At 63.6% G+C, this 21,467-nt stretch carries 27 protein-coding genes; 25 read left to right on the forward strand and 2 right to left on the reverse strand.

All coding sequences use genetic code 11. From position 1 onward, the window contains the following. Positions 1-722 precede the first annotated feature (722 nt). From B5F40_RS13780 to B5F40_RS13810, 6 genes are all read left to right on the forward strand, one after another. Positions 723-1,019 (forward strand): helix-turn-helix domain-containing protein, encoded by a 297-nt coding sequence (locus B5F40_RS13780; RefSeq protein ID WP_087194848.1) that lies wholly within the window; start codon positions 723-725, stop codon positions 1,017-1,019. Positions 1,020-1,253: 234 nt separating this feature from the next. Next, a complete protein-coding gene (locus tag B5F40_RS16435) occupies positions 1,254-1,580 on the forward strand; it encodes a hypothetical protein (protein ID WP_204217433.1) in 327 nt (108 codons plus the stop codon). A 108-nt stretch (positions 1,581-1,688) separates the two neighbouring features. Further along, positions 1,689-2,945 carry an ATP-binding protein gene (locus tag B5F40_RS13790; protein WP_087194849.1) on the forward strand — a complete coding sequence of 419 codons (1,257 nt, stop codon included), beginning with the start codon at positions 1,689-1,691 and terminating at the stop codon, positions 2,943-2,945. 223 nt (positions 2,946-3,168) lie between these two features. Beyond that, a complete protein-coding gene (locus B5F40_RS13795) occupies positions 3,169-3,870 on the forward strand; it encodes an ABC transporter ATP-binding protein (RefSeq protein ID WP_087194850.1) in 702 nt (233 codons plus the stop codon). Between the two features lie 9 nt (positions 3,871-3,879). Further along, positions 3,880-7,368, forward strand: a complete 3,489-nt coding sequence (locus B5F40_RS13800; protein WP_087194877.1) for an FtsX-like permease family protein — start codon at positions 3,880-3,882, stop codon at positions 7,366-7,368. Positions 7,369-7,897: 529 nt separating this feature from the next. After that, on the forward strand, positions 7,898-9,190 hold the full coding sequence (locus B5F40_RS13810; protein WP_087194852.1) for a trigger factor: 1,293 nt from the start codon (positions 7,898-7,900) through the stop codon (positions 9,188-9,190). A 113-nt stretch (positions 9,191-9,303) separates the two neighbouring features. On the opposite strand, the gene B5F40_RS16325 is transcribed toward B5F40_RS13810, so the two are convergent. Together B5F40_RS16325 and B5F40_RS13820 are read right to left on the reverse strand one after the other, a co-directional pair. Then, on the reverse strand, positions 9,304-9,531 hold the full coding sequence (locus B5F40_RS16325; protein ID WP_162610996.1) for a helix-turn-helix domain-containing protein: 228 nt from the start codon (positions 9,529-9,531) through the stop codon (positions 9,304-9,306). A gap of 153 nt (positions 9,532-9,684) precedes the next feature. Further along, positions 9,685-9,915 (reverse strand): helix-turn-helix domain-containing protein, encoded by a 231-nt coding sequence (locus B5F40_RS13820; protein ID WP_087194854.1) that lies wholly within the window; start codon positions 9,913-9,915, stop codon positions 9,685-9,687. A 332-nt stretch (positions 9,916-10,247) separates the two neighbouring features. Here B5F40_RS13820 and B5F40_RS13825 point away from each other — a divergent pair, with 332 nt between their 5' ends. The 19 genes from B5F40_RS13825 to secY all read left to right on the forward strand — a co-directional run bounded on the left by B5F40_RS13825 (position 10,248) and on the right by secY (position 20,491). After that, on the forward strand, positions 10,248-10,511 hold the full coding sequence (locus tag B5F40_RS13825; protein WP_140396515.1) for a hypothetical protein: 264 nt from the start codon (positions 10,248-10,250) through the stop codon (positions 10,509-10,511). Positions 10,512-11,216: 705 nt separating this feature from the next. Continuing rightward, entirely contained in the window at positions 11,217-12,047 is an 831-nt protein-coding gene (gene rplB / locus B5F40_RS13830) for a 50S ribosomal protein L2 (RefSeq protein ID WP_087194856.1), read from the forward strand. A 22-nt stretch (positions 12,048-12,069) separates the two neighbouring features. Next, on the forward strand, positions 12,070-12,345 hold the full coding sequence (rpsS, locus tag B5F40_RS13835; RefSeq protein WP_087194857.1) for a 30S ribosomal protein S19: 276 nt from the start codon (positions 12,070-12,072) through the stop codon (positions 12,343-12,345). A 13-nt stretch (positions 12,346-12,358) separates the two neighbouring features. Further along, entirely contained in the window at positions 12,359-12,700 is a 342-nt protein-coding gene (gene rplV / locus B5F40_RS13840) for a 50S ribosomal protein L22 (protein ID WP_087194858.1), read from the forward strand. Positions 12,701-12,705: 5 nt separating this feature from the next. Beyond that, positions 12,706-13,419 (forward strand): 30S ribosomal protein S3, encoded by a 714-nt coding sequence (gene rpsC / locus B5F40_RS13845; RefSeq protein WP_087194859.1) that lies wholly within the window; start codon positions 12,706-12,708, stop codon positions 13,417-13,419. Continuing rightward, positions 13,420-13,842: a 50S ribosomal protein L16 gene (rplP, locus tag B5F40_RS13850; RefSeq protein ID WP_087194860.1), complete on the forward strand. Its 423-nt coding sequence runs from the start codon at positions 13,420-13,422 to the stop codon at positions 13,840-13,842. Then, positions 13,843-14,037: a 50S ribosomal protein L29 gene (gene rpmC / locus B5F40_RS13855; RefSeq protein WP_009306348.1), complete on the forward strand. Its 195-nt coding sequence runs from the start codon at positions 13,843-13,845 to the stop codon at positions 14,035-14,037. It begins immediately after the preceding gene. 27 nt (positions 14,038-14,064) lie between these two features. Then, complete coding sequence (rpsQ, locus tag B5F40_RS13860) at positions 14,065-14,325, forward strand: 30S ribosomal protein S17 (RefSeq protein WP_087194861.1); 261 nt, start codon at positions 14,065-14,067, stop codon at positions 14,323-14,325. A 49-nt stretch (positions 14,326-14,374) separates the two neighbouring features. Beyond that, a complete protein-coding gene (gene rplN / locus B5F40_RS13865; protein WP_087194862.1) occupies positions 14,375-14,743 on the forward strand; it encodes a 50S ribosomal protein L14 in 369 nt (122 codons plus the stop codon). 14 nt (positions 14,744-14,757) lie between these two features. Beyond that, positions 14,758-15,078 carry a 50S ribosomal protein L24 gene (rplX, locus tag B5F40_RS13870; protein ID WP_087194863.1) on the forward strand — a complete coding sequence of 107 codons (321 nt, stop codon included), beginning with the start codon at positions 14,758-14,760 and terminating at the stop codon, positions 15,076-15,078. A 321-nt stretch (positions 15,079-15,399) separates the two neighbouring features. Next, positions 15,400-15,951 (forward strand): 50S ribosomal protein L5, encoded by a 552-nt coding sequence (gene rplE, locus B5F40_RS13875; protein WP_087194864.1) that lies wholly within the window; start codon positions 15,400-15,402, stop codon positions 15,949-15,951. Between the two features lie 105 nt (positions 15,952-16,056). After that, positions 16,057-16,242, forward strand: coding sequence for a type Z 30S ribosomal protein S14 (locus B5F40_RS13880; RefSeq protein ID WP_087194865.1), 186 nt, complete (start codon positions 16,057-16,059; stop codon positions 16,240-16,242). A gap of 106 nt (positions 16,243-16,348) precedes the next feature. After that, positions 16,349-16,747, forward strand: coding sequence for a 30S ribosomal protein S8 (gene rpsH / locus B5F40_RS13885; RefSeq protein ID WP_087194866.1), 399 nt, complete (start codon positions 16,349-16,351; stop codon positions 16,745-16,747). Positions 16,748-16,763: 16 nt separating this feature from the next. Then, positions 16,764-17,303 (forward strand): 50S ribosomal protein L6, encoded by a 540-nt coding sequence (gene rplF, locus B5F40_RS13890; RefSeq protein WP_087194867.1) that lies wholly within the window; start codon positions 16,764-16,766, stop codon positions 17,301-17,303. 39 nt (positions 17,304-17,342) lie between these two features. Next, positions 17,343-17,711 (forward strand): 50S ribosomal protein L18, encoded by a 369-nt coding sequence (gene rplR, locus B5F40_RS13895; RefSeq protein ID WP_087194868.1) that lies wholly within the window; start codon positions 17,343-17,345, stop codon positions 17,709-17,711. Between the two features lie 15 nt (positions 17,712-17,726). After that, entirely contained in the window at positions 17,727-18,257 is a 531-nt protein-coding gene (gene rpsE / locus B5F40_RS13900; RefSeq protein ID WP_087194869.1) for a 30S ribosomal protein S5, read from the forward strand. Next, complete coding sequence (gene rpmD, locus B5F40_RS13905) at positions 18,257-18,445, forward strand: 50S ribosomal protein L30 (RefSeq protein WP_087194870.1); 189 nt, start codon at positions 18,257-18,259, stop codon at positions 18,443-18,445. The genes rpsE and rpmD overlap by 1 nt, the downstream gene beginning before the upstream one ends. A 319-nt stretch (positions 18,446-18,764) precedes the next feature. Beyond that, on the forward strand, positions 18,765-19,214 hold the full coding sequence (rplO, locus tag B5F40_RS13910; RefSeq protein WP_087194871.1) for a 50S ribosomal protein L15: 450 nt from the start codon (positions 18,765-18,767) through the stop codon (positions 19,212-19,214). After that, complete coding sequence (gene secY / locus B5F40_RS13915; RefSeq protein ID WP_087194872.1) at positions 19,208-20,491, forward strand: preprotein translocase subunit SecY; 1,284 nt, start codon at positions 19,208-19,210, stop codon at positions 20,489-20,491. The genes rplO and secY overlap by 7 nt, the downstream gene beginning before the upstream one ends. Positions 20,492-21,467: the final 976 nt, after the last annotated feature.

Here is a 21,467-nt window from a genome sequence, read left to right on the forward strand (position 1 = left end):
TTCAATCGAAAAAATTTATTTTGATTATTCAATTTTGAAAAACTGAATACCTCAAAATCAGAAAGAGCGCGGACAAGCACTTTGAGGGATTGGCCGCCTTGTCCACCCATCCAGCGGGGCGGCGGGCGGCGGTCAAGGCCGGGTGTAACCCCGTTCATTTCAGCCTTGACGGTTGCCCGCTGTCCTGCTACTTTTCCGGGAGTGTGGCCACAACTTCGGGACACTTTGTCCACAAGTCGGAGCGTAGGACGAGGGACGGGGGCTTTCATATACCTGCCGCCGTTCTCTGAAAACAGGCCGATTTTTTGCTCATTCCCATTCGCAAAAATTCAGCCTGTTTTCCTGCCGGAGCAAACGGGGCGCAAGAAGCACCGCACCCCGTTTCCCCCGTCAGCCACGCCAGCAGGTATAACACACTACACTTTGCAAGCAAAGTCGTGTGCCAAAGGGGGCACCCCTTTGGAAACCCCGGACAACAAAACAGGCGGTATGCTGCCCTCTCCGGGAGCATACCGCCGTTTGTTGTCAGCAGCCCGTTTCACGGTCTGCGTGTAGTTCCTTGTAAACTGACCTAAAGCGGACATAATCAAGCAAGGGAAGGGAGGACGGCATGGCGACGATGACGGCACCCGCCGCGACCATAGTGGACAACAGGACGGGCGACGCCACCTCGATCGACGCGAGGGCGTACGGCGCATTGCGGGCTTTCCTTCGGGCGCTCGGTGTGGCCTATACCGACGAGGGGGGGGGACGACGTCCGCCTCACCACGGGGCAGGCCGCAGAGATCGTGGGCACTTCTCCGAGGACGATCGCGCGACTGATCGACTGCGGAAAGCTCAAGGGTGCGCGTGTTGGAGGCGGGCACCGCTACGTCATGCTCTCCGACCTCATGGCATTCGACCGTTGCTCTAGAGAGGAACGGGCATCGCGCCTTGGCGACATGCGCACCTGCGCCGCCGAAGAGGGCTTCTACGATCACGGCGGCGCGGTTGCGGACTACCTGAAGGGCTTCGAGTGAGCCGTCTAGCTAGGGCGCTCGTCGACGCCAACGTATTCGTCGCCACATGGACGCTCGATGTCGTGCTCACGCTCGCCGACCGGGGAATGGTAGAACCTCGCTGGTCCGAGGACGTGCTCGGTGAGGCAAGAGACGCCGTGAACCGGGTTCACGGGACGAGGAACGGCGCGAGTTACATCGCAGCGGTGGAGCGGGCCTTCCCCTATGCCCCGGTCGAGCTTGAGAAAAGCGACCTTGGGGACATCGAGCTGCCGGATCCAGATGACCGCCCACGTGGTCGCCGCCGTGCTCGCGGGCGGCTGCGACGTCATCGTGACGTACAACGTGAGGGACTTCCCCGCAGAGGCGCTCTCGCCGCTGGGGCTGCGCGCTCTTCAGCCCGACGACTTCCTCATGGAGGTCGCCGCCGCCGACCCCGATGGGGCAGTGGCGGCGGTACGGTCCATGGTCGCCGCCAAGAAGTACCCTCCCCGCACCATGGAGGAGGAACTTGAGGGGCTCCGCATCAACATGCTCGACAGGTTCGCCGACTTCATCGAGCGGGCGCTTGGGTCGCGCTGACGGGTCGTCGGCGAGCTGGGGCCAGAGCCGACGGCCTCTTGAACTGCAAGCCCAACCTCTATCTGAAATTTTTGCACAAAGACGCAAAAATTTCAGATAGGAGCAGCGATGATCATCCAGCGCCCCCGCTACATGGAGAAGTTGATCAGGGGAATGGGCTCCGGGCAGGTGAAAATCGTCACGGGCGTTCGCCGCTGCGGCAAATCCTTTCTGCTATTCGATCTCTTCAAAAGCCATCTGGTCGGCCAAGGCGTCCCCGAATCCAACATCTTCGAAATGGCCTTCGACCGGTTCAGCAGCAGAAAGTACCGCGACCCGGAGGTTTTCCATCCGTACCTGACGGCGCGCCTTGAGGGCGCCGCTGGAGCGCGTTACGTGCTTCTCGATGAAGTGCAGCTGCTCGGGGACTTCGCCGAGGTGCTTATCGATCTCATTGCGATGGAGGGCGTCGATGTCTACGTGACCGGCAGCAACGCCAAGCTGCTCTCCAAAGACGTCGTGACGGAGTTCCGCGGCCGTGGGCAGGAGATAGCGATGGCCCCTTTAAGCTTCTCCGAATTCATGAGCGCCTACGATGGCGGCAAGCACGACGGCTACCAAGAGTACGCCACCTACGGGGGTCTGCCGGGAATCTTCACGAGAGAAACTCCCGAGGAGAAAGCGGATTACCTGAACAGCCTCTACAAAGAGGTGTATCTGCGCGACATCGTGGAGCGAAACGTTGTGCGCGATTCGGGCAACCTCGAGGAGCTTGTGGACGTGTTGTCCTCCGCCATCGGCTCGCTCACCAACGCCTCCAAGCTCGCGGCGACGTTCAAAAGCAGGAAGGGGGCGCGCATGGCGCCCGAGACTGTGGAGTGCTACCTCTCGTTTCTGGAGGATTCGTTCCTGCTGCGCCGCGCGAAGCGCTACGACGTCAAGGGGCGACGCTACATAAGTACCCCCTTCAAGTTCTATTTCGCCGACCTGGGGCTGCGCAACGCTCGCATGAACTTCCGTCAGATGAAGGAGACCCACATCATGGAGAACGTCGTCTACAACGAACTTGTCGGGCGGGGGCTTGGTGTCGACGTCGGCGTTGTTCCGGTGAGCACGAAAGACGAGGACGGGAAGAGCCAGCGCGTGCAGCTGGAGATCGACTTCGTGTGCAACAGGGGCAGCAAGCGCTATTACGTGCAGTCCGCTTTCGCGCTTCCGACCTCTGAAAAGCGGGATCAAGAGCAGAGGCCGCTTCTCAAGGTCGACGACGGCTTCAAGAAGGTCATCGTGACGAAGGAGGGTCTTGAGCCGCATTACAACGAGAACGGCATCCTCATGATGAACGTGTACGACTTCCTCCTCAATCAAGACAGCTTGGATTTCTGATTGGCGTACGGCATCGCGAGCTGAGGCGTTGCCAGAATGACTGTTGACGGGGGCGAAGCGTTCGCAGCGTCCGTCCGCATCGAGCTTGTCTCAAGGCTGCTGCATGGCGCGACGTGGCGTTCTCGCTTTGCCTGTTTTGGAAGCTTGCCGAACTGGCATCCGGCCCAACGATGGTGTATCGTGGAAGGAGGGCCGGTTGAACGGGCGGTAAGAAGGAGTGCTCATGGCGTTCGTGGAGTTTCGCGATGTGCGGAAGGTGTACCGGATGGGCGAGGTCGAGGTGGCCGCGGTCGACGGTATGACGTTCGACATCGAGCGCGGCGAGCTCGTCGTTGTGGTGGGCCCCTCCGGCGCTGGCAAGACGACGCTGCTCAACATGCTCGGCGGCATGGATTCCTGCTCGTCGGGCTCGATCATGCTCGACGGACGCGAGGTGAGCGGCTTCTCAGAGAAAGAGCTCACGTACTACCGCCGCTATGACATCGGCTTCGTGTTCCAGTTCTACAACCTCGTGCAAAACCTCACCGCGCTCGAGAACGTGGAGCTGGCCAGCCAGATCTGCAAGGAGCCGCTCGATGCGGCCACGGTGCTTCGGCAGGTGGGGCTGGGGCACCGCCTGGACAACTTCCCCGCGCAGCTTTCCGGCGGCGAGCAGCAGCGCGTGGCCATCGCCCGCGCGCTCGCGAAGAACCCGAAGCTTCTGCTGTGCGACGAGCCGACGGGCGCGCTCGACTACCACACGGGCAAGGCCATCCTCAAGCTTTTGCAGGACACGTGCTATGACACCGGCAAGACCGTCGTGCTCATCACGCACAACTCGGCATTCACCGTCATCGCTGACCGCGTCATCCACATTCGCGAAGGGCGCGTGGCGGGCGTGGAGGTGAACGACGCGCCTGCGTCTGCCGAAACGCTCGAGTGGTAGGTGGCTTCGGTGAGAAACGCGTTCAACAAGGAGCTCGCCCGTTCGATCAGCCGCTCGCTCGGCCGCTTTCTGGCTATCGCGGCCATCGTGGCGCTGGGCACGGGCTTCTACGCCGGTTTGCGCATGACCGCGCCGGACATGAAGATCGCGGCTGACGAGTTCTTCGACGGCACGGGCCTCATGGATGTGCGCGTGCTCTCGACGCTCGGCCTCACCGACGATGACATTGCGGCGCTGCGCGACGTCGAGGGCGTGCAGGCCGTCATGCCCGCCTACGAGACGGACGTCATGGTCACCATGGCGGGTGAGCAGTACGCCACGCGCGTCCATTCGCTGCCCGATGCGGCGCGCGCATCCGACACGTCGGACGGGGTGCACGCCCGCACGGACGATCCCGACTACCTCAACCGCCCCATCCTCGTGGAGGGCGCATGGCCCGAGCGGGAGGGGGAGTGCGTGCTGTCTGCCGACCTCGTGGAGGCCGAGGGCGCGCGCATCGGCGACACGGTGCGCATCGACGAATGGTCCGAAGGGGCCGAGGACGCGCTCGTCACCACCGAGTACACGGTGGTGGGCTTCGTGAGTTCGCCGTACTACGCCACCTCGTCGAGCCTTGGCACCACGTCGCTCGGAAGCGGCTCCATCACGCAGTATATGTACGTGCCGGAAGACGACTTCTCGGAGGATCTGCCGTTCACCGAGGCGTTCGTTGCCGTGGCGGGTGCGGCGGAGGAGCGCTCCGACAGCGCGGCGTACGACGAGCTGGTGGCCGAGGTGGTCGAGCGTATCGAGGCCCTTGCCCCCGCGCGCGAGCAGGCTCGCGCCGACGGCTTGCGCGCCGACGCGCAGCGCGAGTTGGACGAGGCCCGTGCCGACTACGACGCGCAGAAGGCCGATGCCGAGACGCAGCTGGCGGATGCGAAGGCGCAGCTTGACGATGCGGCCGCCGCCATCGCAGAGAACGAGCAGAAGCTGGCCGACGCCGAGGCGCAGCGCGATGCCGGCGCCGCGCAGTTGGAAGAGGAGCGGGCGCGTGCCGAAGCGCAGCTGGCCGACGCCGAGCGGCAGCTGGCTGACGGACGGGCGCAGGTGGACGAGGCGCGACCCGCCATCGAGGAGGGGCAAGCGCAGCTTGAGGAGGCGTGGGCGCAGTGGCAGACGGGTGCGGACGCGCTCGCGCAGGCGCGTGCGAGCTGGCAGGAGCAAAGCGATGCGCTCGAGGCCGGCATGAGCCAGCTGCAGGAGGGTATCTTCCAGGCGCAAAGCGCCATCGACGAGCTGCAGCGCCAGATCGACGGGCTCGACCCCGACAAGGACGTCGACGCCATCGCCGCGCTCGAGGCGCAGAAAAGCACGGTAGCCGAGCAGAAACTGGCGCTGGAAGGCCAGCTTGGGGAGTTGGAGGCGCAGCGGCCCGCCCTTGAGGCGGCTGCGCGCGAATTGGACGCGCGCCAAGGCGAGGTGGATGCCGCCAAGGCTACCCTCGACGCCCAGCAAAGTGCGTTCGACCAGCAGAAGGCCGCCCTTGACGCCGCCGTCGCCCAAAGCGAGCAGGGCGCGGCCAGCCTTTCCGCCGCTCGCCAGCAAGCCGACTCCCAGCTGGCCGCCGCGCAAGCCCAGCTCGACGACGCCGCCGCGCAGATAGCCGACGGCCGGGAGCAGCTTGCCCAGGGACGCGCCGACTACGAGGCCGGCTTGGCCGAGTACGAGCGCCAGAAGGCCGATGCCGAGGAGCAGCTGGCCGAGGGGCAGCGTGCGCTCGATGACGCGCAGCGCCAGATCGACTCCATCGACAATCCCGCATGGTACGTCATGGACCGCACGGCCAACTACGGCGCGGCCAGCTTCGAGGCCGACGCCAACCGCGTCGACAACATCGCGGCGGTGTTCCCGTTCATTTTCTTCTTGGTGGCCGCACTCGTGGCGCTCACCACCATGACGCGCATGGTGGAGGAGGAACGGCTGCTCATCGGCACGTTCAAGGCGCTCGGCTACTCGCGTGCGCGCATCGCCTCGAAATACCTGGTCTACGCCTTCATTGCCAGTGCTGCTGGCAGCGTGGTGGGCATCGCCGTGCTCTCGCAGGTGCTGCCGGCGGTCATCATGAAGGCGTACGCCATCATCTACTTCGTGCCGTCCCTTCCTGTGCCGCTGCCGATGGATTGGGGCCTTGCGGCGCTCGCCGCCGGCCTCGGCGTGGGCGTGACGCTCGCGGCCACGGCTGCCGCCGCTGGCGCGTCCTTGCACGAGCGACCGGCCCTGCTCATGCAGCCGCGCGCTCCGAAGTCCGGCAAGCGCATCCTGCTCGAACGCGCACGGCCGGTGTGGCGGCGGCTGTCGTTCTCGTGGAAGGTGACGTTCCGCAACCTGTTCCGCTACAAGAAGCGCCTCGTCATGACGGTTATCGGCATCGCGGGCTGCACGGCGCTCTTGCTGACGGGCCTGGGGCTGTCCGACGCCATCAACGACATCATCGACAACCAGTTCGGCACCATCACGAAGTACAACGCCATGATCACCGTGGAGGACGACCTTTCGCGCGACTCCCGCGAAGAGTTGGACGAGCTGCTTGCCGACGAACGCTTCGTAAGCGCCAGCACGCCCGCGCAGCGCGAGAACATGCTGGCCTCAGGGCCCGACGACGAGGACGTGAGCGTGCAGGTGGTCGTGCCCGAGGAGCCGTCGCGGCTGGACGAGTTCGTGCTCATGCGCACGCGCGTCGGCCACGAGCCCATCGAGCTGGGCGGCGACGGCGTCGTGCTCAGCGAAAAGCTGGCCGACCAGCTGGGCGTCGGGGTGGGCGACGAGGTGGCTCTGACTGAGCAGGATGCCATCGGCAACGCCACGGGGTCGTCGCATGCGGCCACGGTGACGGGCGTTATGGAGAACTACATCTACAACTACGTGTTCATCGGTCCCGACCGCTACGACGAGCTCATGGGCGGGCGGCCTCCCTACACCACCCTCCTCGCCGTCGTCACCGACGATCCCGACACGCGCGCGCAGCTGACCGAGCGGCTTGGCGCCATCGAGGGCGTGCGGACCGTCGCCTACAACGACGAGACGATCGACGCCTATCGCGAGATGCTTTCGAGCGTGAACATGATCGTGGTGGTGCTGGTGGCCGCCGCGGCGGCGCTCGCCTTCATCGTGCTGTACAACCTCACGAACATCAACATCACCGAGCGGATGCGTGAGATTGCCACGCTCAAAGTGCTCGGTTTCACGCCGCGGGAGGTGGACGCCTACATCTACCGCGAGATCGTGCTTCTCTCTGCCATCGGAAGCCTTGTCGGTTTGGTGTTGGGCGTGTGGATGGAAGGGTTCGTCGTGGTCACGGCCGAGGTCGACCAGGTGATGTTCGGCCGCGTCATCCATCCGGCCAGCTTCGCTATCGCCTTTGCGCTCACCATGGCGTTCACCGTGCTCGTGATGGTGGCGATGCGGCGCAAACTCGCTGGCATCGACATGGTGGAGAGCCTCAAGTCGAACGAGTGACGCCTCCTGCGCGCCGCCCGCCGCGGGCGCGCTTCCACATGCGCCCTCTGTCGCACGCGCACCCCTCGCGCGCCCCTCGCGAACTCCTCCCGAAGGACGCGCGTGCGGGAAATCCTTCGTTTTTTGGCCACGAAACCGCGTTCTGGCACGACGACCGCACGGCGACCGCTCCCTTTCGCTTCGGACGGGCTCTTCTGCGCGGCGAAAGCCCAGGTCGGCGATTTCGGCAGAGCTGCCATGCCGCCGAAACGGGCTCGATCCGTGCCAGAACGCGGTTTCGTGGCCAAAAAATGGCCGGGAGTTTGCACGGAGCTCGCGCGCCGCCTTCCTTCGCGTTGCGAGCGGATGCCCTCGCCGTCCATCTCGCCGCACATCTTGCCGTCCATCCTGCGCGCCCACCAACTTGCGGGCGCATTCTCCGACTCGCATTCGGCTCGCGTTCGCGCCCTCCGCAGGCGTGCCGTGCGCCCCCTGCGCGCTTTTGCGCTACAATAGCGGTTCGACGACGAACGACAGAAGGGGACCCTCCATGAAAGTGACCGAGAAGAAGCTTGACGGCGGCCGCATCCAGCTTGAGGCTGTCGCATCCACCGCCGAAGTGAGCCACGCGCTCACCGTGGCGCATCGCGGTTTCGCCCAGCAGATGAACCTGCGCGTCGCCCCCGGCGGCTCGGTGGCCCAGGCGGCCGAAAAGGAGCTCGGCATCAAGGACCTCGATGCCGTCGTGCAGCAGCAAGCCGTCGAATACCTTGTGCCGTTCGCCATCGACAAGCGCAACATCACCCCGGCGTTCCCTCCCGTGCCCAAGGTGGCCTCCGCGCTCAAGCGCGGCCAGACGTTCTCGTTCTCCCTCGTGGTCACGCCGAAGCCCGATTACGAGCTGACCTCCTACGATCCGGTCACCATCACGGTGCCGCCGTTCGAGCTCGACCCAAAAGAAGTCGACGAGCAGCTTGCCCAGCTCGCCGACAACTACGCGGACTTCGTGGCCGACGACCCGCATTCCGTGCGCGAAGGCGACATCATGCTGCTCGCCCTCGAGGCGTCGCGCAACGGCGAGCGGATGGAGGGCCTTTCCACCGAGGGGCGCACCTACCTCATGGGGATGGGCCTCATGCCCGAAGAGTTCGAGCGGCAGCTTATCGGCATGGAGGTGGGCGAGACGAAGTCGATCTCGTTCGCTGCGCCCGGCGCGCCCGGCGACGAGAGCGAGCGCATCGACTGCACCGTCACCGTGAAGGAGATGCAGAAGAAGGTCCTGCCCGCCATCGACGACGAGTGGGTGGCGAAGAACCTGCCCCTTTACCGCGACGCGGCGGCGTTGCGCGGCGGCATCGCCGACCGCCTGACCGCCGAGCGTCGGGCGCAGTACGAATCGTTCAAGATGCAGGCCGCCGCGTCCGAGCTCGCGCGTCGCTTCAAGGGCCGCATCCAGGACGAGGTGTACGAGGCGATGCGGAGTACCCTGCTCGAGAACTTGCGCGGGTCGCTCGCGCAGCAGGGCGTGCCGTTCGAGCAGTTCGTGCAGAGCCAGGGCGGCGAGCAGCAGTTCGGCATGCTCATGATGATGCAGGCGCGCGAAATGCTCGTGCAGGGCTACGCGCTTGACGCGCTGTTCCGTCACGAAAAGCTGACGCTCACCGAGGACGACCTTGACGCGGCGGCGCGCAGCATGAACCCGCAGGATCCCAAGGCCGTCCGTCGCGGAATGGAGGAGAACGGCCAGGGATTCGCGCTGCGCGAGGCGGCTGAGCGCATGAAGGCGAACCGCTGGCTGCTCGAGCACGCCGAGGTGATCGTTGAGGAGCCGACGAAGTCCTAGGCGCTACGCGCCGACGCGTCGCGCGGCGGCGGGGTAGAGGGATTGCACGATGCGCTTGTCTGTGACGCCCTCGGGTCGCATGAAGTTGCCCGAGGGCGTTTTCCGTGTTCTTGCTACCTCAGAAGATCGATCACCTCGACGCCAAGCCCCTCTGCCACCTTGCGGATGGTCGAAAGCCTTGTGTTCGGCGCCCCTTTCTCAATTTTGTTAAGTGTTGGTCTGCCAATATTCACCATGAGGCAAAAGCGCTCCTTCCCGATTCTCTGCTCTCTACGAAGTCGCTTCACGTTCTTTGCGATGATCTCCTCGGGGCTTGTTTGGCTCTTTTCAGAATGTTTCATAGATGCTCCTTTCGCTCCTCTTGTGTCGTCTCCGGTGTTTCTCCAGCCACGTTTCCGTTGGCGGCGGTCTTTCGTTGCGGCGCAGTGTTTTGTTGCAGGTGGCAGCGCGTATGGGCTCGGCAGACCATGTGCGGGAGTTCGCATGTGGGCCTCTCAAGAGAGTTCCTCCAACAGGTCGGCAACCTCGACTCCGAGGCCTTCGGCCACCTTGCGGATGGTCGAGAGCTTCGCGTTCGGCGCTCCCTCCTCGATTTGGTCGAGCGTCGGCCTTCCGATGCCCGTCATGAGGCAGAAGCGGGCTTTGCCCAGGCCTTGCTTCATGCGAAGCCGCCTCACGTTTCTCGCGATGGCCTCTTCCGGTGTCGTGCGGCGCGTTTCGTGCATGTCCGTCTCCCTCCTTTCTGTAAATCGCGATAAGCTTTCCCACCAACGGAAAACATGTTATGAAGCGAGGATGGCGGCGCATTGCTGCATGCGGGCTTATCACCGGACTCGTTTTTGGCGATTGACGTGCTGCTCCGCGTGAGGTAATGAGGGCGAGGGGCGCATGCGCAAAGAGGCGCCGCGCGTGCGCTCTCTTGCGGAAAAGCCGCTTCTTTCGCCGGTTTTATCCTCTGGGATACGTGTGTCTGTGATTTAATGAAAAACGATAAAAGCCGTCGTACAAATGGCCTATTTTCATTTGGGAAAGCGAGGCGAGGGTGAGGGTGGATGAGATGAGGCTTCCAGTGCGTGCGCGTATCGACGCTTCGAGGGAGGAGTTGGAGGAGTGCTTCGCTCAGTACCATTCGTGCGTCGAGAGGCTTAAGACGTATCGCTCCGAACTGGAAAGCCGTATCGAGTGCTTGAACGCAAGCGCTGTGAAGGATATTGAGCGGCTTGAATCTGAGGAGAAGGATGTTGATCGCATGATCAACACAGGCCAGGCTCATCTTGCTTCGATGGTGGCCATGCGCGCCCTTTCGCTGCACGTGCAGTGATGGGTGACGCTCGGGTTGCTCTTTGCTGTTCTGCCGGTTGCTTTGCCATGTGGCCGGCAATCTTTCTTGCGGTTCCGCTTTTTGGATGTCTTTACATTGGCGTTGGTGCTGCTGATGGTTTGAACTTCGCGGGTTTCTTCAAAGGGCTTCGGTTTTGAAGGATCTTGCTTGCTGATTATTCTTTCTCCGCTTTCCTCCGCGATGCAAATTGATGTTTGCAAATGGCTTTGAGGGGAAGAGGTTCGGTTGGCTGGGCTCGGGGAGCGCAATGCTCGCTGGGAGCGAGGTTCGAGTTTTGCCCAGTTCGCTTCGGCAAGCTCGATCGCTGTTGCTCTTCGCGTTCCTCAGCGATCGAAATTGCCTTTGCGCCGAGCCTTTGTCCTTCGCAAGTTCTTCGAAGGACAAAGGCATGGGTTGGCTGCATGATTGTAGTTACCCCCGGAGTTTCCGTCGTTTCTCGACCTCTCTTGTGTGCAGGTTGTGTCCGAATGCCCATCAGGAAATTCTTCTTGAATAGCCGTGGTTTTCTGCGTATAATTCTCGTTTGCGTCTGGCCATAGATGGATACACCCGGACGCGTGGCACATCGGAGTCGCACGGGCCAAGCCTCCCCACGGTTCGTCGCGGCAATCGAGTCCACGAAGAGACGAAGGGTTTTCGGGGTACGGAGAGGCGTGCGAGCGAGAACCCGCAGAAAGGAAAGACATGGGAGTCAAACAGTACAAGCCGACAAGCCCCGGCCGACGCTTCCAGACGGTCTCGGACTTCTCCGAGATCACGACGGACAAGCCGGAGAAGTCCCTGCTTGCGCCGCTGTCCAACAAGGCAGGTCGCAACAACAACGGCCGCATCACCACCCGCCATCAGGGCGGTGGCAACAAGCGCCGTTACCGCATCATCGACTTCAAGCGCAACAAAGATGGCGTGCCCGCCAAGGTCGCTACCATCGAGTACGACCCGAACCGCAGCGCCCGCATCGCCCTTCTGCACTATGTTGACGGCGAGAAGCGCTACATCCTGCATCCGAAGGGCCTGTGCGTGGGCGACACGGTGATGAGCGGCCCCGAGGCCGACATCAAGCCGGGCAACGCGCTGCCCTTGGCCAACATCCCTGTCGGTACGCTCATCCACGCGGTCGAGCTGCAGCCGGGCAAGGGCGCGGCCATCGCCCGCTCTGCCGGCACGAGCATCCAGCTCATGGGCAAGGAGGGCAACTACGCCATCCTGCGCATGCCGTCCTCCGAGATGCGCCGCGTGCTCGTCACCTGCCGCGCCACCATCGGCGAGGTGGGCAACGCCGAGCATTCCAACATCAAGATCGGCAAGGCCGGCCGCAACCGCTGGAAGGGCATCCGTCCGAGCGTTCGCGGCACCGTCATGAACCCGGTCGACCACCCGCACGGCGGCGGCGAGGGCAAGAACAAGTCCGCCGGTCGTCACCCGGTCACCCCGTGGGGCGTTCCCACGAAGGGCCATCGCACCCGCAATCCCAAGAAGGCTTCGAGCCGCTTGATCATCCGCCGTCGCAAGAAGTAGCGCAAAGCGTTAAGGAGTAATAGTGAGTAGAAGTTTGAAGAAGGGTCCTTTCGTCGAACCGCGCCTTCTTGATCGCATCGAGAAGATGAACGCGGCGGGCGAGAAGAACGTCGTCAAGACCTGGTCGCGCGCGAGCACCATCTTCCCGGAGATGGTGGGCCACACCATCGCCGTGCACGACGGTCGCAAGCACGTGCCGGTGTACGTCACCGAATCCATGGTCGGCCACAAGCTGGGCGAATTCGCCCCGACCCGCACGTTCAAGGGTCACTCTGCCGACAAGGGCAAGAAGCGATAAGAAGGGGTGAACAATGGAAGCTAAAGCAACCGCACGCTACGTCCGCGTTTCGCCCCGCAAGGCACGCGTCGTCATCGACTTGGTTCGCGGCAAGTCCGTGCCTGCCGCCCGCGAGATCCTGCAGTTCTCCGACCGCGCGGTCGCGGAGGTTGTCGCCAAGGTGCTCAACTCCGCTGTGGCCAACGCCGAGAACCAGCATCATGTGCGTCCGGAGACGCTTGTCGTGAAGACGGCCTTCGCCGACGAGGGCCCCACGCTCAAGCGCATCCGTCCGCGCGCCAAGGGTTCGGCGTCGCGCATCCGCAAGCGCACGAGCCACATCACGATCATCGTTGCACCGCGAGAGGAGGCATAAGCCGCATGGGTCAGAAAGTAAGCCCCACCGGATTCCGCCTCGGCATCACCGAGGAATGGCGCAGCCGTTGGTACGCCGATAAGGATTACGCCAAGAACCTGGAAAACGACCTGGCCATCAGGAAGTTCTTGGACAAGCAGCTCGCCCGTGCCGCCGTCTCCAAAGTCGAGATCGAGCGTGCCGGCGACAAGATCAAGATCGTCGTCACCACGGCCCGTCCCGGTGTCGTGATCGGCAAGAAGGGCGCCGAGATCGACGCGCTTCGCAAGAAGCTGGAGAAGGTGGCCAACGGCCCCGTGTCCATCGAGGTCATCGAGGTGAAGCGTCCCGAGCTCGACGCCGCGCTCATCGCGCAGTCCGTGGCCGAGCAGCTCGAGGGCCGCGTGGCCTTCCGTCGCGCCATGCGCAAGGCGGTCCAGTCTGCCCGCAAGAGCGGCGCGAAGGGCATCCGCATCCAGTGCTCCGGTCGCCTCGGTGGCGCGGAGATGAGCCGCCGCGAGTGGTACCGCGAGGGTCGCGTGCCGCTGCACACGCTGCGTGCCAAGATCGACTACGGTTTCTCCACCGCCGCCACCACGATGGGCTCCATCGGCGTGCAGGTGTGGGTGTACCACGGAGAGGTGCTTCCCGGCCAGAAGGCGCCGCAGCCGGCGCTCGAGGGTAGCTCCCGCCCGAGCCGTCCCCGTCGCAACGATCGTAACGATAGGAGGGCAAAGTAAATGCTCGTACCTAAGCGCGTGAAGCACCGCAAGGTGCAGCGTGGTTCCATGAAGGGCAAGGCCAAGGGCGGCACCCGTCTGAACCACGGCTCTTACGGCATCCAGGCGCTCGAGGCCGCTTGGATCACCAACCGCCAGATCGAGGCCGCTCGTATTGCCATGACCCGCTACATGAAGCGCGGTGGCAAGGTGTGGATCACGATCTTCCCCGACAAGCCCATCACCAAGAAGCCGGCTGAGACTCGCATGGGCTCCGGCAAGGGCAACCCCGAGGCATGGGTCGCGGTCGTCAAGCCCGGCCGCATCATGTTCGAGATCGACGGCGTCGAGGAGGCCACCGCCAAGGAGGCGCTTCGTCTCGCCATCAACAAGTTGCCCATCAAGTGCAAGGTTGTTTCTCGCGAAACGGAAGGGCAGGAATAGATGAAAGCAGCAGAGATCCGTGAGCTGTCTGCCGACGATCTGCAGGCGAAACTCAAAGAAGCGCGTGCGGAGCTTTTCAACCTGCGCTTCCAGATGGCCACGAGCCAGCTCGACAACACCGCCCGCGTGAAGCAGGTCAAGAAGGACATCGCCCGCATCCAGACCGAGATGCGTGCCCGCGAGCTGAGCGCTTGAGGCTCGTCTAAGGAAGGTTGAATACACATGAGTGAAGTTCGCAACTCCCGCAAGGTCCGTCAGGGCGTCGTCGTGAGCGCGGTTAACGACAAGACCATCGTGGTGCAGGTCAAGGAGCGCAAGCCGCATCCGGTGTACGGCAAGATGATGACCACCACCAAGAAGTTCCACGCCCACGACGAGAACAACGAGGCCGGCTTTGGCGACACCGTGCGCATCATGGAGACGCGCCCCCTGTCGAAGATGAAGCGCTGGCGCTTGGTCGAGATCATCGAGAAGGCCAAGTAGTTCTCGCTCATCTGCGACAGACTACCGAGACGAAAGTTAGGTTGAAGCAATGATTCAGATGCAATCCATGCTCGCGGTGGCCGACAACTCCGGCGCTCGCAAGGTGCAGTGCATCAAGGTCCTCGGCGGCTCCAAGCGCCGTTATGCGGGACTGGGCGATGTCATCATCTGCAGCGTCAAAGAGGCCGCGCCGAACGGCAACGTGAAGAAGGGCGACGTCGTCCGCTGCGTTATCGTGCGCGTGAAGAAGGAAGTGCGCCGTCCCGACGGCAGCTACATCAGGTTCGACCAGAACGCCGCCGTGCTCATCGACGCGAACGGCGCGCCGCGCGGCACGCGCATCTTCGGGCCCGTCGCCCGCGAGCTGCGCGACAAGAAGTACATGAAGATCGTGTCCCTCGCTCCCGAGACGCTGTAAGGAGGTGTGCGCAAATGAATAGCATGCATGTGAAAAAGGGTGACAAGGTGCGCGTCCTGTCCGGCAAGGACAAGGGCAAGGAAGGCGTCATCCTGCGTGCGCTCCCGCAGAAGCAGCGCGTCGTGGTGGAGAAGGTCAACATCGCCAAGAAAGCGATGCGCCCCACGCAGCAGAACCCGCAGGGCGGCATCGCCTCCATCGAGGCTCCCATCCACGTGTCCAACGTCATGCTCGTGTGCCCCGCGTGCAAGCAGCCCTCGCGCGTGAGCAAGCGCATCAACGAGCAGGGCAAGAAAGTCCGCGTCTGCAAGAAGTGCGGCAAGGATATTGACTAAGAGTTCCGTCGGCCTGACGGCCGACGGAACGGGCCGACGCTGCGGCATTTGGTTCCGCCGGCCTGACGGCCGGCAGAACGGGCCGACGCTGCGGAAGCCCTCGCTGACGTTACGAACGACCAGTGGGGTGCTAGTGGGGTGCTGACCGACCTGCTGACGCTGTGAACGATCGGTGAGGTTTTAATCAGTCTCCCTGGTTGACGTTGCGGAATGATCGGCGGGCAAGCGTCGAAGATGTACTATAATGACCCCTGCTGCTTTCGCGGCAAGGGACGCAGGGTCGGAAATCCTGCGTTTAATTCATCGAAAGGAACAAGGCACATGACCGCTCCTCGTTTGAAGGAAAAGTACCAAAGCGAGATCATCGCCAAGCTCGAGAAGGATCTGGAGCTCAAGAACATCAACCAGGTTCCGCGTCTCGAGAAGATCGTCGTGAACATGGGTGTGGGCGCTGCTGCGTCCGACCACAAGCTGCTCGATTCCGCGATGGCCGACCTGCGCGTCATCACGGGCCAGCAGCCCGCCGTCACCCGCGCCAAGAAGTCCATCGCGGGCTTCCATGTGCGCGAGGGCCAGCCCATCGGCTGCAAGGTGACGCTGCGCGGCGACCGCATGTGGGAGTTTCTCGACCGTCTGCTGGCCACGGCGCTGCCGCGCGTGCGCGACTTCCGCGGCATCTCGCCGAAGAGCTTTGACGGTCGCGGCAACTACACGCTCGGCATCACCGAGCAGCTGATCTTCCCGGAGATCGACTACGACAAGATCGACCGCACGCGTGGCATGGACATCACGTTCGTGACGACGGCTGAGAATAACGACGACGCCTTCGCGCTGCTCAGCGCGCTGGGCTTCCCGTTCAAGGACAAGGAGTAACGCTCTCCCTGTTCGCCCAAGGCCGCTTTCGGGCGGTCTGCGCTGAAAGTGCACTCGAGCCCTTTCGAAAGCCGAAGGGGCTGGATACGAGAAAGAAGGAATTGCATGGCTAAGAAATCGATGATCGCCAAGGCCAAGCGCGAGCCGAAGTTCTCGACGCGCCAGCACAACCGCTGCACGCGCTGCGGACGTCCCCGCGCCTACTACCGCAAGTTCGGCCTGTGCCGTGTCTGCTTGCGCGAGCTGGCCAACAAAGGCGAACTGCCCGGTGTGACCAAGGCGTCGTGGTAAGCGACACAACGGAAACGCTTGGGCGTGCCACGGTTCAGGCGGAGGCGTTACGGGCGCCGACGAACCGGACCTGCAGGCTCATCACGGACCAAAGGAGAAACCAATCATGACCATGACCGATCCCATCGCAGACATGCTTACGCGCGTGCGTAACGCTAACTCTGCCGGCAAGCAGACGGTGTCCATGCCGTCGAGCAAGAAACTTGTCGAGATAGCCCGCATCATGAAGGAAGAGGGCTACATCCAGGGTTACGACATCATCGAGGGCGAGCCTCGCGCTACCCTCGAGATCGTGCTCAAGTACGGCGACAAGAAGGCCAAGACCATTCGCGGCATCAAGCGCATTTCCAAGCCGGGTCTGCGCATTTACGCTGGCAAGGACGAGCTGCCGCGCGTGCTCGGCGGCCTTGGCACGGCGATCGTCTCGACGAGCAACGGCGTCATGACCGACCGCGATGCCCGCAAGAAGGGCATCGGCGGCGAAGTCATCGCCTATATTTGGTAGGAAAGGGAGGTTTGACATGTCTCGTATCGGCAAGCTGCCCATCACCGTTCCTGCCGGCGTCGAGGTGACCATCGACGGCACGACGGTGACGGTGAAGGGGGCGAAAGGCGAGCTGACTCGCACGTTCCCCGAGATCATGACTATCAAGCAGGAGAACGGCGAAGTTATCGTCGAGCGTCCTGATGATTCTCGCGAAGCGAAGGCCTACCATGGCCTCGTGCGCACGCTCATCTCCAACATGGTGGAGGGCGTGTCCAACGGCTTTTCCAAGAAGCTGCAGTTAGTGGGCGTGGGCTACCGCGCCGCGCTCAAGGGCAAGGATCTTGAGATGCAGCTGGGCTTCTCCCATCCCGTGCTGGTGGAGGCTCCCGAGAACATCACGTTCGAGGTGCCCAGCCAGACGGAGATCATCGTGAACGGCATCTCCAAGGAGCAGGTCGGCCAGGTTGCCGCGAACATCCGCAAGTGGCGCAAGCCGGAGCCTTACAAGGGCAAGGGCATCCGCTACGAAGGCGAGCATGTGCGCCGCAAGGTCGGCAAGGCTGGCAAGGACTAGGCCTCGCGCCGCGTACGATTGAGATCGAAGGGATAATCAATGAACAAGCTTCAGAAAAAGCAAGCTGCGCTGGCTCGTCGCCATCGTCGCGTTCGCGGGAAGATCTCCGGCACGCCGGCTCGTCCTCGCCTGTGCGTCACGCGCAGCAACTCCAACATCTACGTGCAGTTCGTCGACGACGTCGCCGGCAAGACCATCTGCGGCGTCTCCACGCTCGGCCCCGAGTTCAAGGCCACGGGCAAGAGCGGCGCGACCGTCGAGGGCGCTGCCGCCCTCGGTGCGATCGCGGGCAAGAAAGCGCAGGAGTCCGGTGTCACGGAAGTCGTGTTCGACCGTGGTGGCCACCTGTATCACGGTCGTGTGAAGGCTCTTGCCGAAGCCGCCCGTGAAGCCGGGTTGAAATTCTAGAAGGGGTTAAGGTCTATGGCTCGTAACAACAAGCAGGACAACGCCGCAGTCCCCGAGCTCGAGGAGCGCGTCGTCTATATCAACCGCGTGTCCAAGGTCGTCAAGGGCGGTCGTCGTTTCGCACTCACTGCGCTTGTGGTGGTTGGTGACAAGAACGGTCGCGTCGGCGTGGGCATGGGCAAGTCCCAGGAAGTGCCGACCGCCATCAAGAAGGGCGTGGAGGATGCGAAGAAGAACATGTTCTCCGTGCCGCTGACGCCCGAGAAGACGCTGCCGCATGACATCATCGGCGAATTTGGCGCTGGTCGTGTGCTCATCAAGCCGGCTTCGCCCGGTACCGGCGTTATCGCTGGCGGTGCCGCGCGTGCCGTCATGGAGCTGGCGGGCGTTACCGACTGCTTCGCGAAGTCGTTGGGCACGGACAACGTCATGAACGTGGTCAAGGCTGCGGCCGAGGGGCTTAAGAACATGCAGAGCGCGAGCGAGGTTGCCGAGCGCCGCGGCATGTCCGTCGCCAAGATTTACGGCTGGAAGGAGCAGAAGTAATGGCTGACGCTAAGAAGCTGCGCATCACCCAGGTGAAAAGCGCCATCGGCCGTCCGGCCGATCAGGGCAAGACGTTGCGCGCACTTGGCTTGGGGAAGATCAACCGCGTGAACGAGGTGGTGGACAACGAGTCCGTCCGCGGCATGGTGTTCAAGGTCAAGCACCTCGTCAAGGTCGAGGAGATCTAGGAAGGCGCGGCGGCCCGACGGCCGCCGCGCCTTGTCGGCGCCGAGGTGCGCCGCGTCGTCCGAAAGGCGACGGGGCCGCACGCCGATCGCTCGCCGCGTCCTTTCCGCGACGACGGGCCTGCGAAGCTGCGCGCCGAAATGTGAACGGATATGCGAGATGGGGGAACTCATTTCGCATATCCGCTTCGATAGGGTACAATGATCGATCGACATCGCGGATTCGCGCGACGTCGATCGAGCGTGTTTTGGAAGTTTGCTGGCGGCGAGCTGCCAGCACCGGGCGCTTCTGCCCGGAAGCGACAGAAGGAGAATCAACCCCATGGAACTCAAGGATCTCAAGCCCGCAGAAGGCTCCCGCAAGGCTCGCAAGCGCGTGGGGCGCGGCCCCGCGTCGGGCACGGGCAAGACGGCCGGTCGCGGCATGAACGGCCAGAAGTCGCGCTCCGGCGGCGGCAAGGGCGTCGGCTTCGAGGGCGGCCAGACCCCGCTTGCTCGCCGTCTGCCGAAGCTGCCCGGCTTCAGGAACTTCAACCGCGTGGAGTACTTGCCGGTGAACGTCAAACGCCTTGAAGAAGTGTTCGAGGCGGGCGACGTCGTCGATGGCGAGAGCCTGAAGGCGAAGGGCGTCATCAAGCACGCCGACGCCCTGGTGAAAGTGCTGGGCGACGGCGATCTGACCAAGGCGCTCACGGTCAAGGTCGACAAGGTGTCTGCTTCCGCCAAGGCGAAGATCGAGGCGGCCGGAGGAAAGGTCGAAGAGCCTTGCTAAGCTCCATCATCGATGCGTTCAAGGTGCCCGAGCTGCGCAAGAAGATGCTCTTCACGCTTGGGATTTTGGCGCTGTACCGCTTCGGGGCGTACGTGCCGGTGCCCGGGGTGCCGTTCAACGACCTCGCGCACAACATCAACGAGGGCTTCGGGTCGTCCATGCTCATGCTCGACCTGTTCTCGGGCGGCGCGCTTTCGAACTACAGCGTGTTCTCGCTGGGCATCATGCCCTACATCACGGCTTCTATCATCATGCAGCTCATGCAGGGCGTTATCCCCACTGTGGGCCGTTGGGCGAAGGAAGGCGAGACGGGCCGCAGGAAGATCACGCAGGTCACCCGCTATCTCACGCTCGGCCTCGGGCTCATCAACGCCGTGGGCTATCTGCTTTTGTTCAAGTCGCCGGGCTACGGGGTGCGGTTCAGCACCGAGGTGCCCGAGCTTCTGACCGACGTGATAGTGGTGTTCACGCTCGTGGCGGGCACTGCGTTCATCATGTGGATGGGAGAGCTCATCACGCAGCGCGGCGTGGGCAACGGCATGTCGCTCATCATCTTCACGAGCATCGTGTCCCGTGTGCCGAGCGCCATCTTCTTGTCGGCGAGCACGGTGGCCGACACGGGCATGGGCATCGCGATCACGCTGCTCATCCTTCTCGTGGTGCTTGCGTGTATCCCCGCGATCATCTTCGTTGAGCGAGCACAGCGCCGCATCCCGGTGAACTACGCCAAGCGCGTGCAGGGTCGCAAGATGATGGGGGGGCAGTCCACCTACATCCCGCTCAAGGTGAACGCGGCGGGCGTTGTTCCGATCATCTTCGCGAGCTGCATCATCTATTTCCCAGCCCAGCTGGCCGCGCTGTTCAACGTGGAGTGGCTCACGGCGGTGGCGGACGCCATATCGACCGGCTGGATCAACTGGGTGCTCACCGTGCTGCTCGTCGTGTTCTTCGCGTACTTCTACACCTCGATGGTGTTCAATCCCGAGGAGACGGCCGACAACTTGCGCAAACAGGGCGGCTTCATCCCCGGCGTTCGTCCGGGCACGGCGACGGTCACCTACATCAAAAACGTGCTGCATCGCGTGACGCTGCCAGGAGGCATCTTCATCGCGGTCATAGCGGTTGTTCCCGCCATCCTGTTCACTTTCACGGACAACCAGCTCATCCAGGCGTTCGGGGGAACCTCAATCCTCATCATGATCGGCGTGGCCCTCGACACCATGTCGAAAGTGGAAAGCCAGCTGAAGATGCACAATTACGAAGGGTTCTTCAAGTAAGCTCGACGTAACGTTTAAAGCCCTGGTCAGATAGTTGACCAGGGCTTTTTTGATTTGGGGCGCCTTTTGCGCGGGATTGCGCGAAAGGCGCCGGAGGTGTTTTCCCAGCTCCGCTTTTGAAGGCGTCGGATCCGACGCTCTTGGAAGGATCGAGCCTTTGCGCCGACAGGAAAGGGGCCGGCGGCTTGGCGGAAGCGGAATGCCCGGTGCGCGGCGGCTTTGGCAAGGGCTCCGACCGCTTGCATCGCATAGCCGCATTGCGATTGGACGATGCGGGAGCGGAAGGCGATGGGGCGTGGCATGGCGGTGCGCGGGCGCATGATGGGGCGTCGCCTAAAGGCGGCGCCCGAGGGCATGGCGGGCGTCCGGGCGGGCCGGATCGCCGTCTCGGCCGGGCGCGGCAAGCGCGCGGAGAAGACCGTGCCCTGAGGTTCGGCGCGGGCGGGCGCATGCTGGAGACGGCGGCGATCAGGCGGGTCGACGGCTCGGCGCCGGCGTTTTGCCGCACGGCCCCCCTCTCGGCGAAGGCGCTGCGGGGGGGGCGGGGCTGGCCGGTTGGGAGGCCCGTCGTGGATGGCGAGCCCGAGGACGGGCCGTCGTGGGCGATGGCATGCTGGAGACGGCGGCTGCCGAGCGGGAGGGCTGCGAGCGGGGGGCGCGGCGTCGCGGTGGGTCTGCCCAGGCGGGGCGCCGGCGACTCGGCCGCCGTGTCGCTCCGCTCGCCGAGTCCGCGCGTCGCCGCGGTCGAGGCGGCCGCGAGGTCTCGCGGCGTCGGCAGGCCCGGGCTCCGCCGCCGCGCGGCGGGCGGGGAGCCGCCGTCGCTCGTCTAAGCCGGGAAAGGAGGGTCCCGCGGCCGCGAGCGCCGTGGCGGTCGCCCTCCGTTGCGGCGAATCGCCGTCGGGCGGGGCGCTGCGCGGCACCCGCGTCCGCAGGGCGGCGGGGGCGGGCGGGCTTGCGCGCGGGGCCTGTGCGAGGG

The sequence above is a fragment of the Gordonibacter sp. An230 genome (assembly GCF_002159915.1).
Classification (GTDB): domain Bacteria; phylum Actinomycetota; class Coriobacteriia; order Coriobacteriales; family Eggerthellaceae; genus Rubneribacter.

What these genes read in the sequence shown, in the direction of transcription:
- rplV (WP_087194858.1), top strand. Translation starts at nt 12,359, where the DNA reads ATGGAAGCTAAAGCAACCGCACGCTACGTCCGCGTTTCGCCCCGCAAG.
- rpsH (WP_087194866.1), top strand. Translation starts at nt 16,349, where the DNA reads ATGACCATGACCGATCCCATCGCAGACATGCTTACGCGCGTGCGTAAC.
- rpsQ (WP_087194861.1), top strand. Translation starts at nt 14,065, where the DNA reads ATGAGTGAAGTTCGCAACTCCCGCAAGGTCCGTCAGGGCGTCGTCGTG.
- rplX (WP_087194863.1), top strand. Translation starts at nt 14,758, where the DNA reads ATGAATAGCATGCATGTGAAAAAGGGTGACAAGGTGCGCGTCCTGTCC.
- rplF (WP_087194867.1), top strand. Translation starts at nt 16,764, where the DNA reads ATGTCTCGTATCGGCAAGCTGCCCATCACCGTTCCTGCCGGCGTCGAG.
- B5F40_RS13820 (WP_087194854.1), bottom strand. Translation starts at nt 9,915, where the DNA reads ATGCACGAAACGCGCCGCACGACACCGGAAGAGGCCATCGCGAGAAAC.
- rpmC (WP_009306348.1), top strand. Translation starts at nt 13,843, where the DNA reads ATGAAAGCAGCAGAGATCCGTGAGCTGTCTGCCGACGATCTGCAGGCG.
- rplO (WP_087194871.1), top strand. Translation starts at nt 18,765, where the DNA reads ATGGAACTCAAGGATCTCAAGCCCGCAGAAGGCTCCCGCAAGGCTCGC.
- rplN (WP_087194862.1), top strand. Translation starts at nt 14,375, where the DNA reads ATGATTCAGATGCAATCCATGCTCGCGGTGGCCGACAACTCCGGCGCT.
- B5F40_RS13795 (WP_087194850.1), top strand. Translation starts at nt 3,169, where the DNA reads ATGGCGTTCGTGGAGTTTCGCGATGTGCGGAAGGTGTACCGGATGGGC.
- B5F40_RS16325 (WP_162610996.1), bottom strand. Translation starts at nt 9,531, where the DNA reads ATGAAACATTCTGAAAAGAGCCAAACAAGCCCCGAGGAGATCATCGCA.
- B5F40_RS13880 (WP_087194865.1), top strand. Translation starts at nt 16,057, where the DNA reads ATGGCTAAGAAATCGATGATCGCCAAGGCCAAGCGCGAGCCGAAGTTC.
- B5F40_RS13825 (WP_140396515.1), top strand. Translation starts at nt 10,248, where the DNA reads ATGAGGCTTCCAGTGCGTGCGCGTATCGACGCTTCGAGGGAGGAGTTG.
- rpsE (WP_087194869.1), top strand. Translation starts at nt 17,727, where the DNA reads ATGGCTCGTAACAACAAGCAGGACAACGCCGCAGTCCCCGAGCTCGAG.
- rplB (WP_087194856.1), top strand. Translation starts at nt 11,217, where the DNA reads ATGGGAGTCAAACAGTACAAGCCGACAAGCCCCGGCCGACGCTTCCAG.
- rplE (WP_087194864.1), top strand. Translation starts at nt 15,400, where the DNA reads ATGACCGCTCCTCGTTTGAAGGAAAAGTACCAAAGCGAGATCATCGCC.
- rplP (WP_087194860.1), top strand. Translation starts at nt 13,420, where the DNA reads ATGCTCGTACCTAAGCGCGTGAAGCACCGCAAGGTGCAGCGTGGTTCC.
- rpmD (WP_087194870.1), top strand. Translation starts at nt 18,257, where the DNA reads ATGGCTGACGCTAAGAAGCTGCGCATCACCCAGGTGAAAAGCGCCATC.
- B5F40_RS13810 (WP_087194852.1), top strand. Translation starts at nt 7,898, where the DNA reads ATGAAAGTGACCGAGAAGAAGCTTGACGGCGGCCGCATCCAGCTTGAG.
- rplR (WP_087194868.1), top strand. Translation starts at nt 17,343, where the DNA reads ATGAACAAGCTTCAGAAAAAGCAAGCTGCGCTGGCTCGTCGCCATCGT.
- B5F40_RS13790 (WP_087194849.1), top strand. Translation starts at nt 1,689, where the DNA reads ATGATCATCCAGCGCCCCCGCTACATGGAGAAGTTGATCAGGGGAATG.
- rpsC (WP_087194859.1), top strand. Translation starts at nt 12,706, where the DNA reads ATGGGTCAGAAAGTAAGCCCCACCGGATTCCGCCTCGGCATCACCGAG.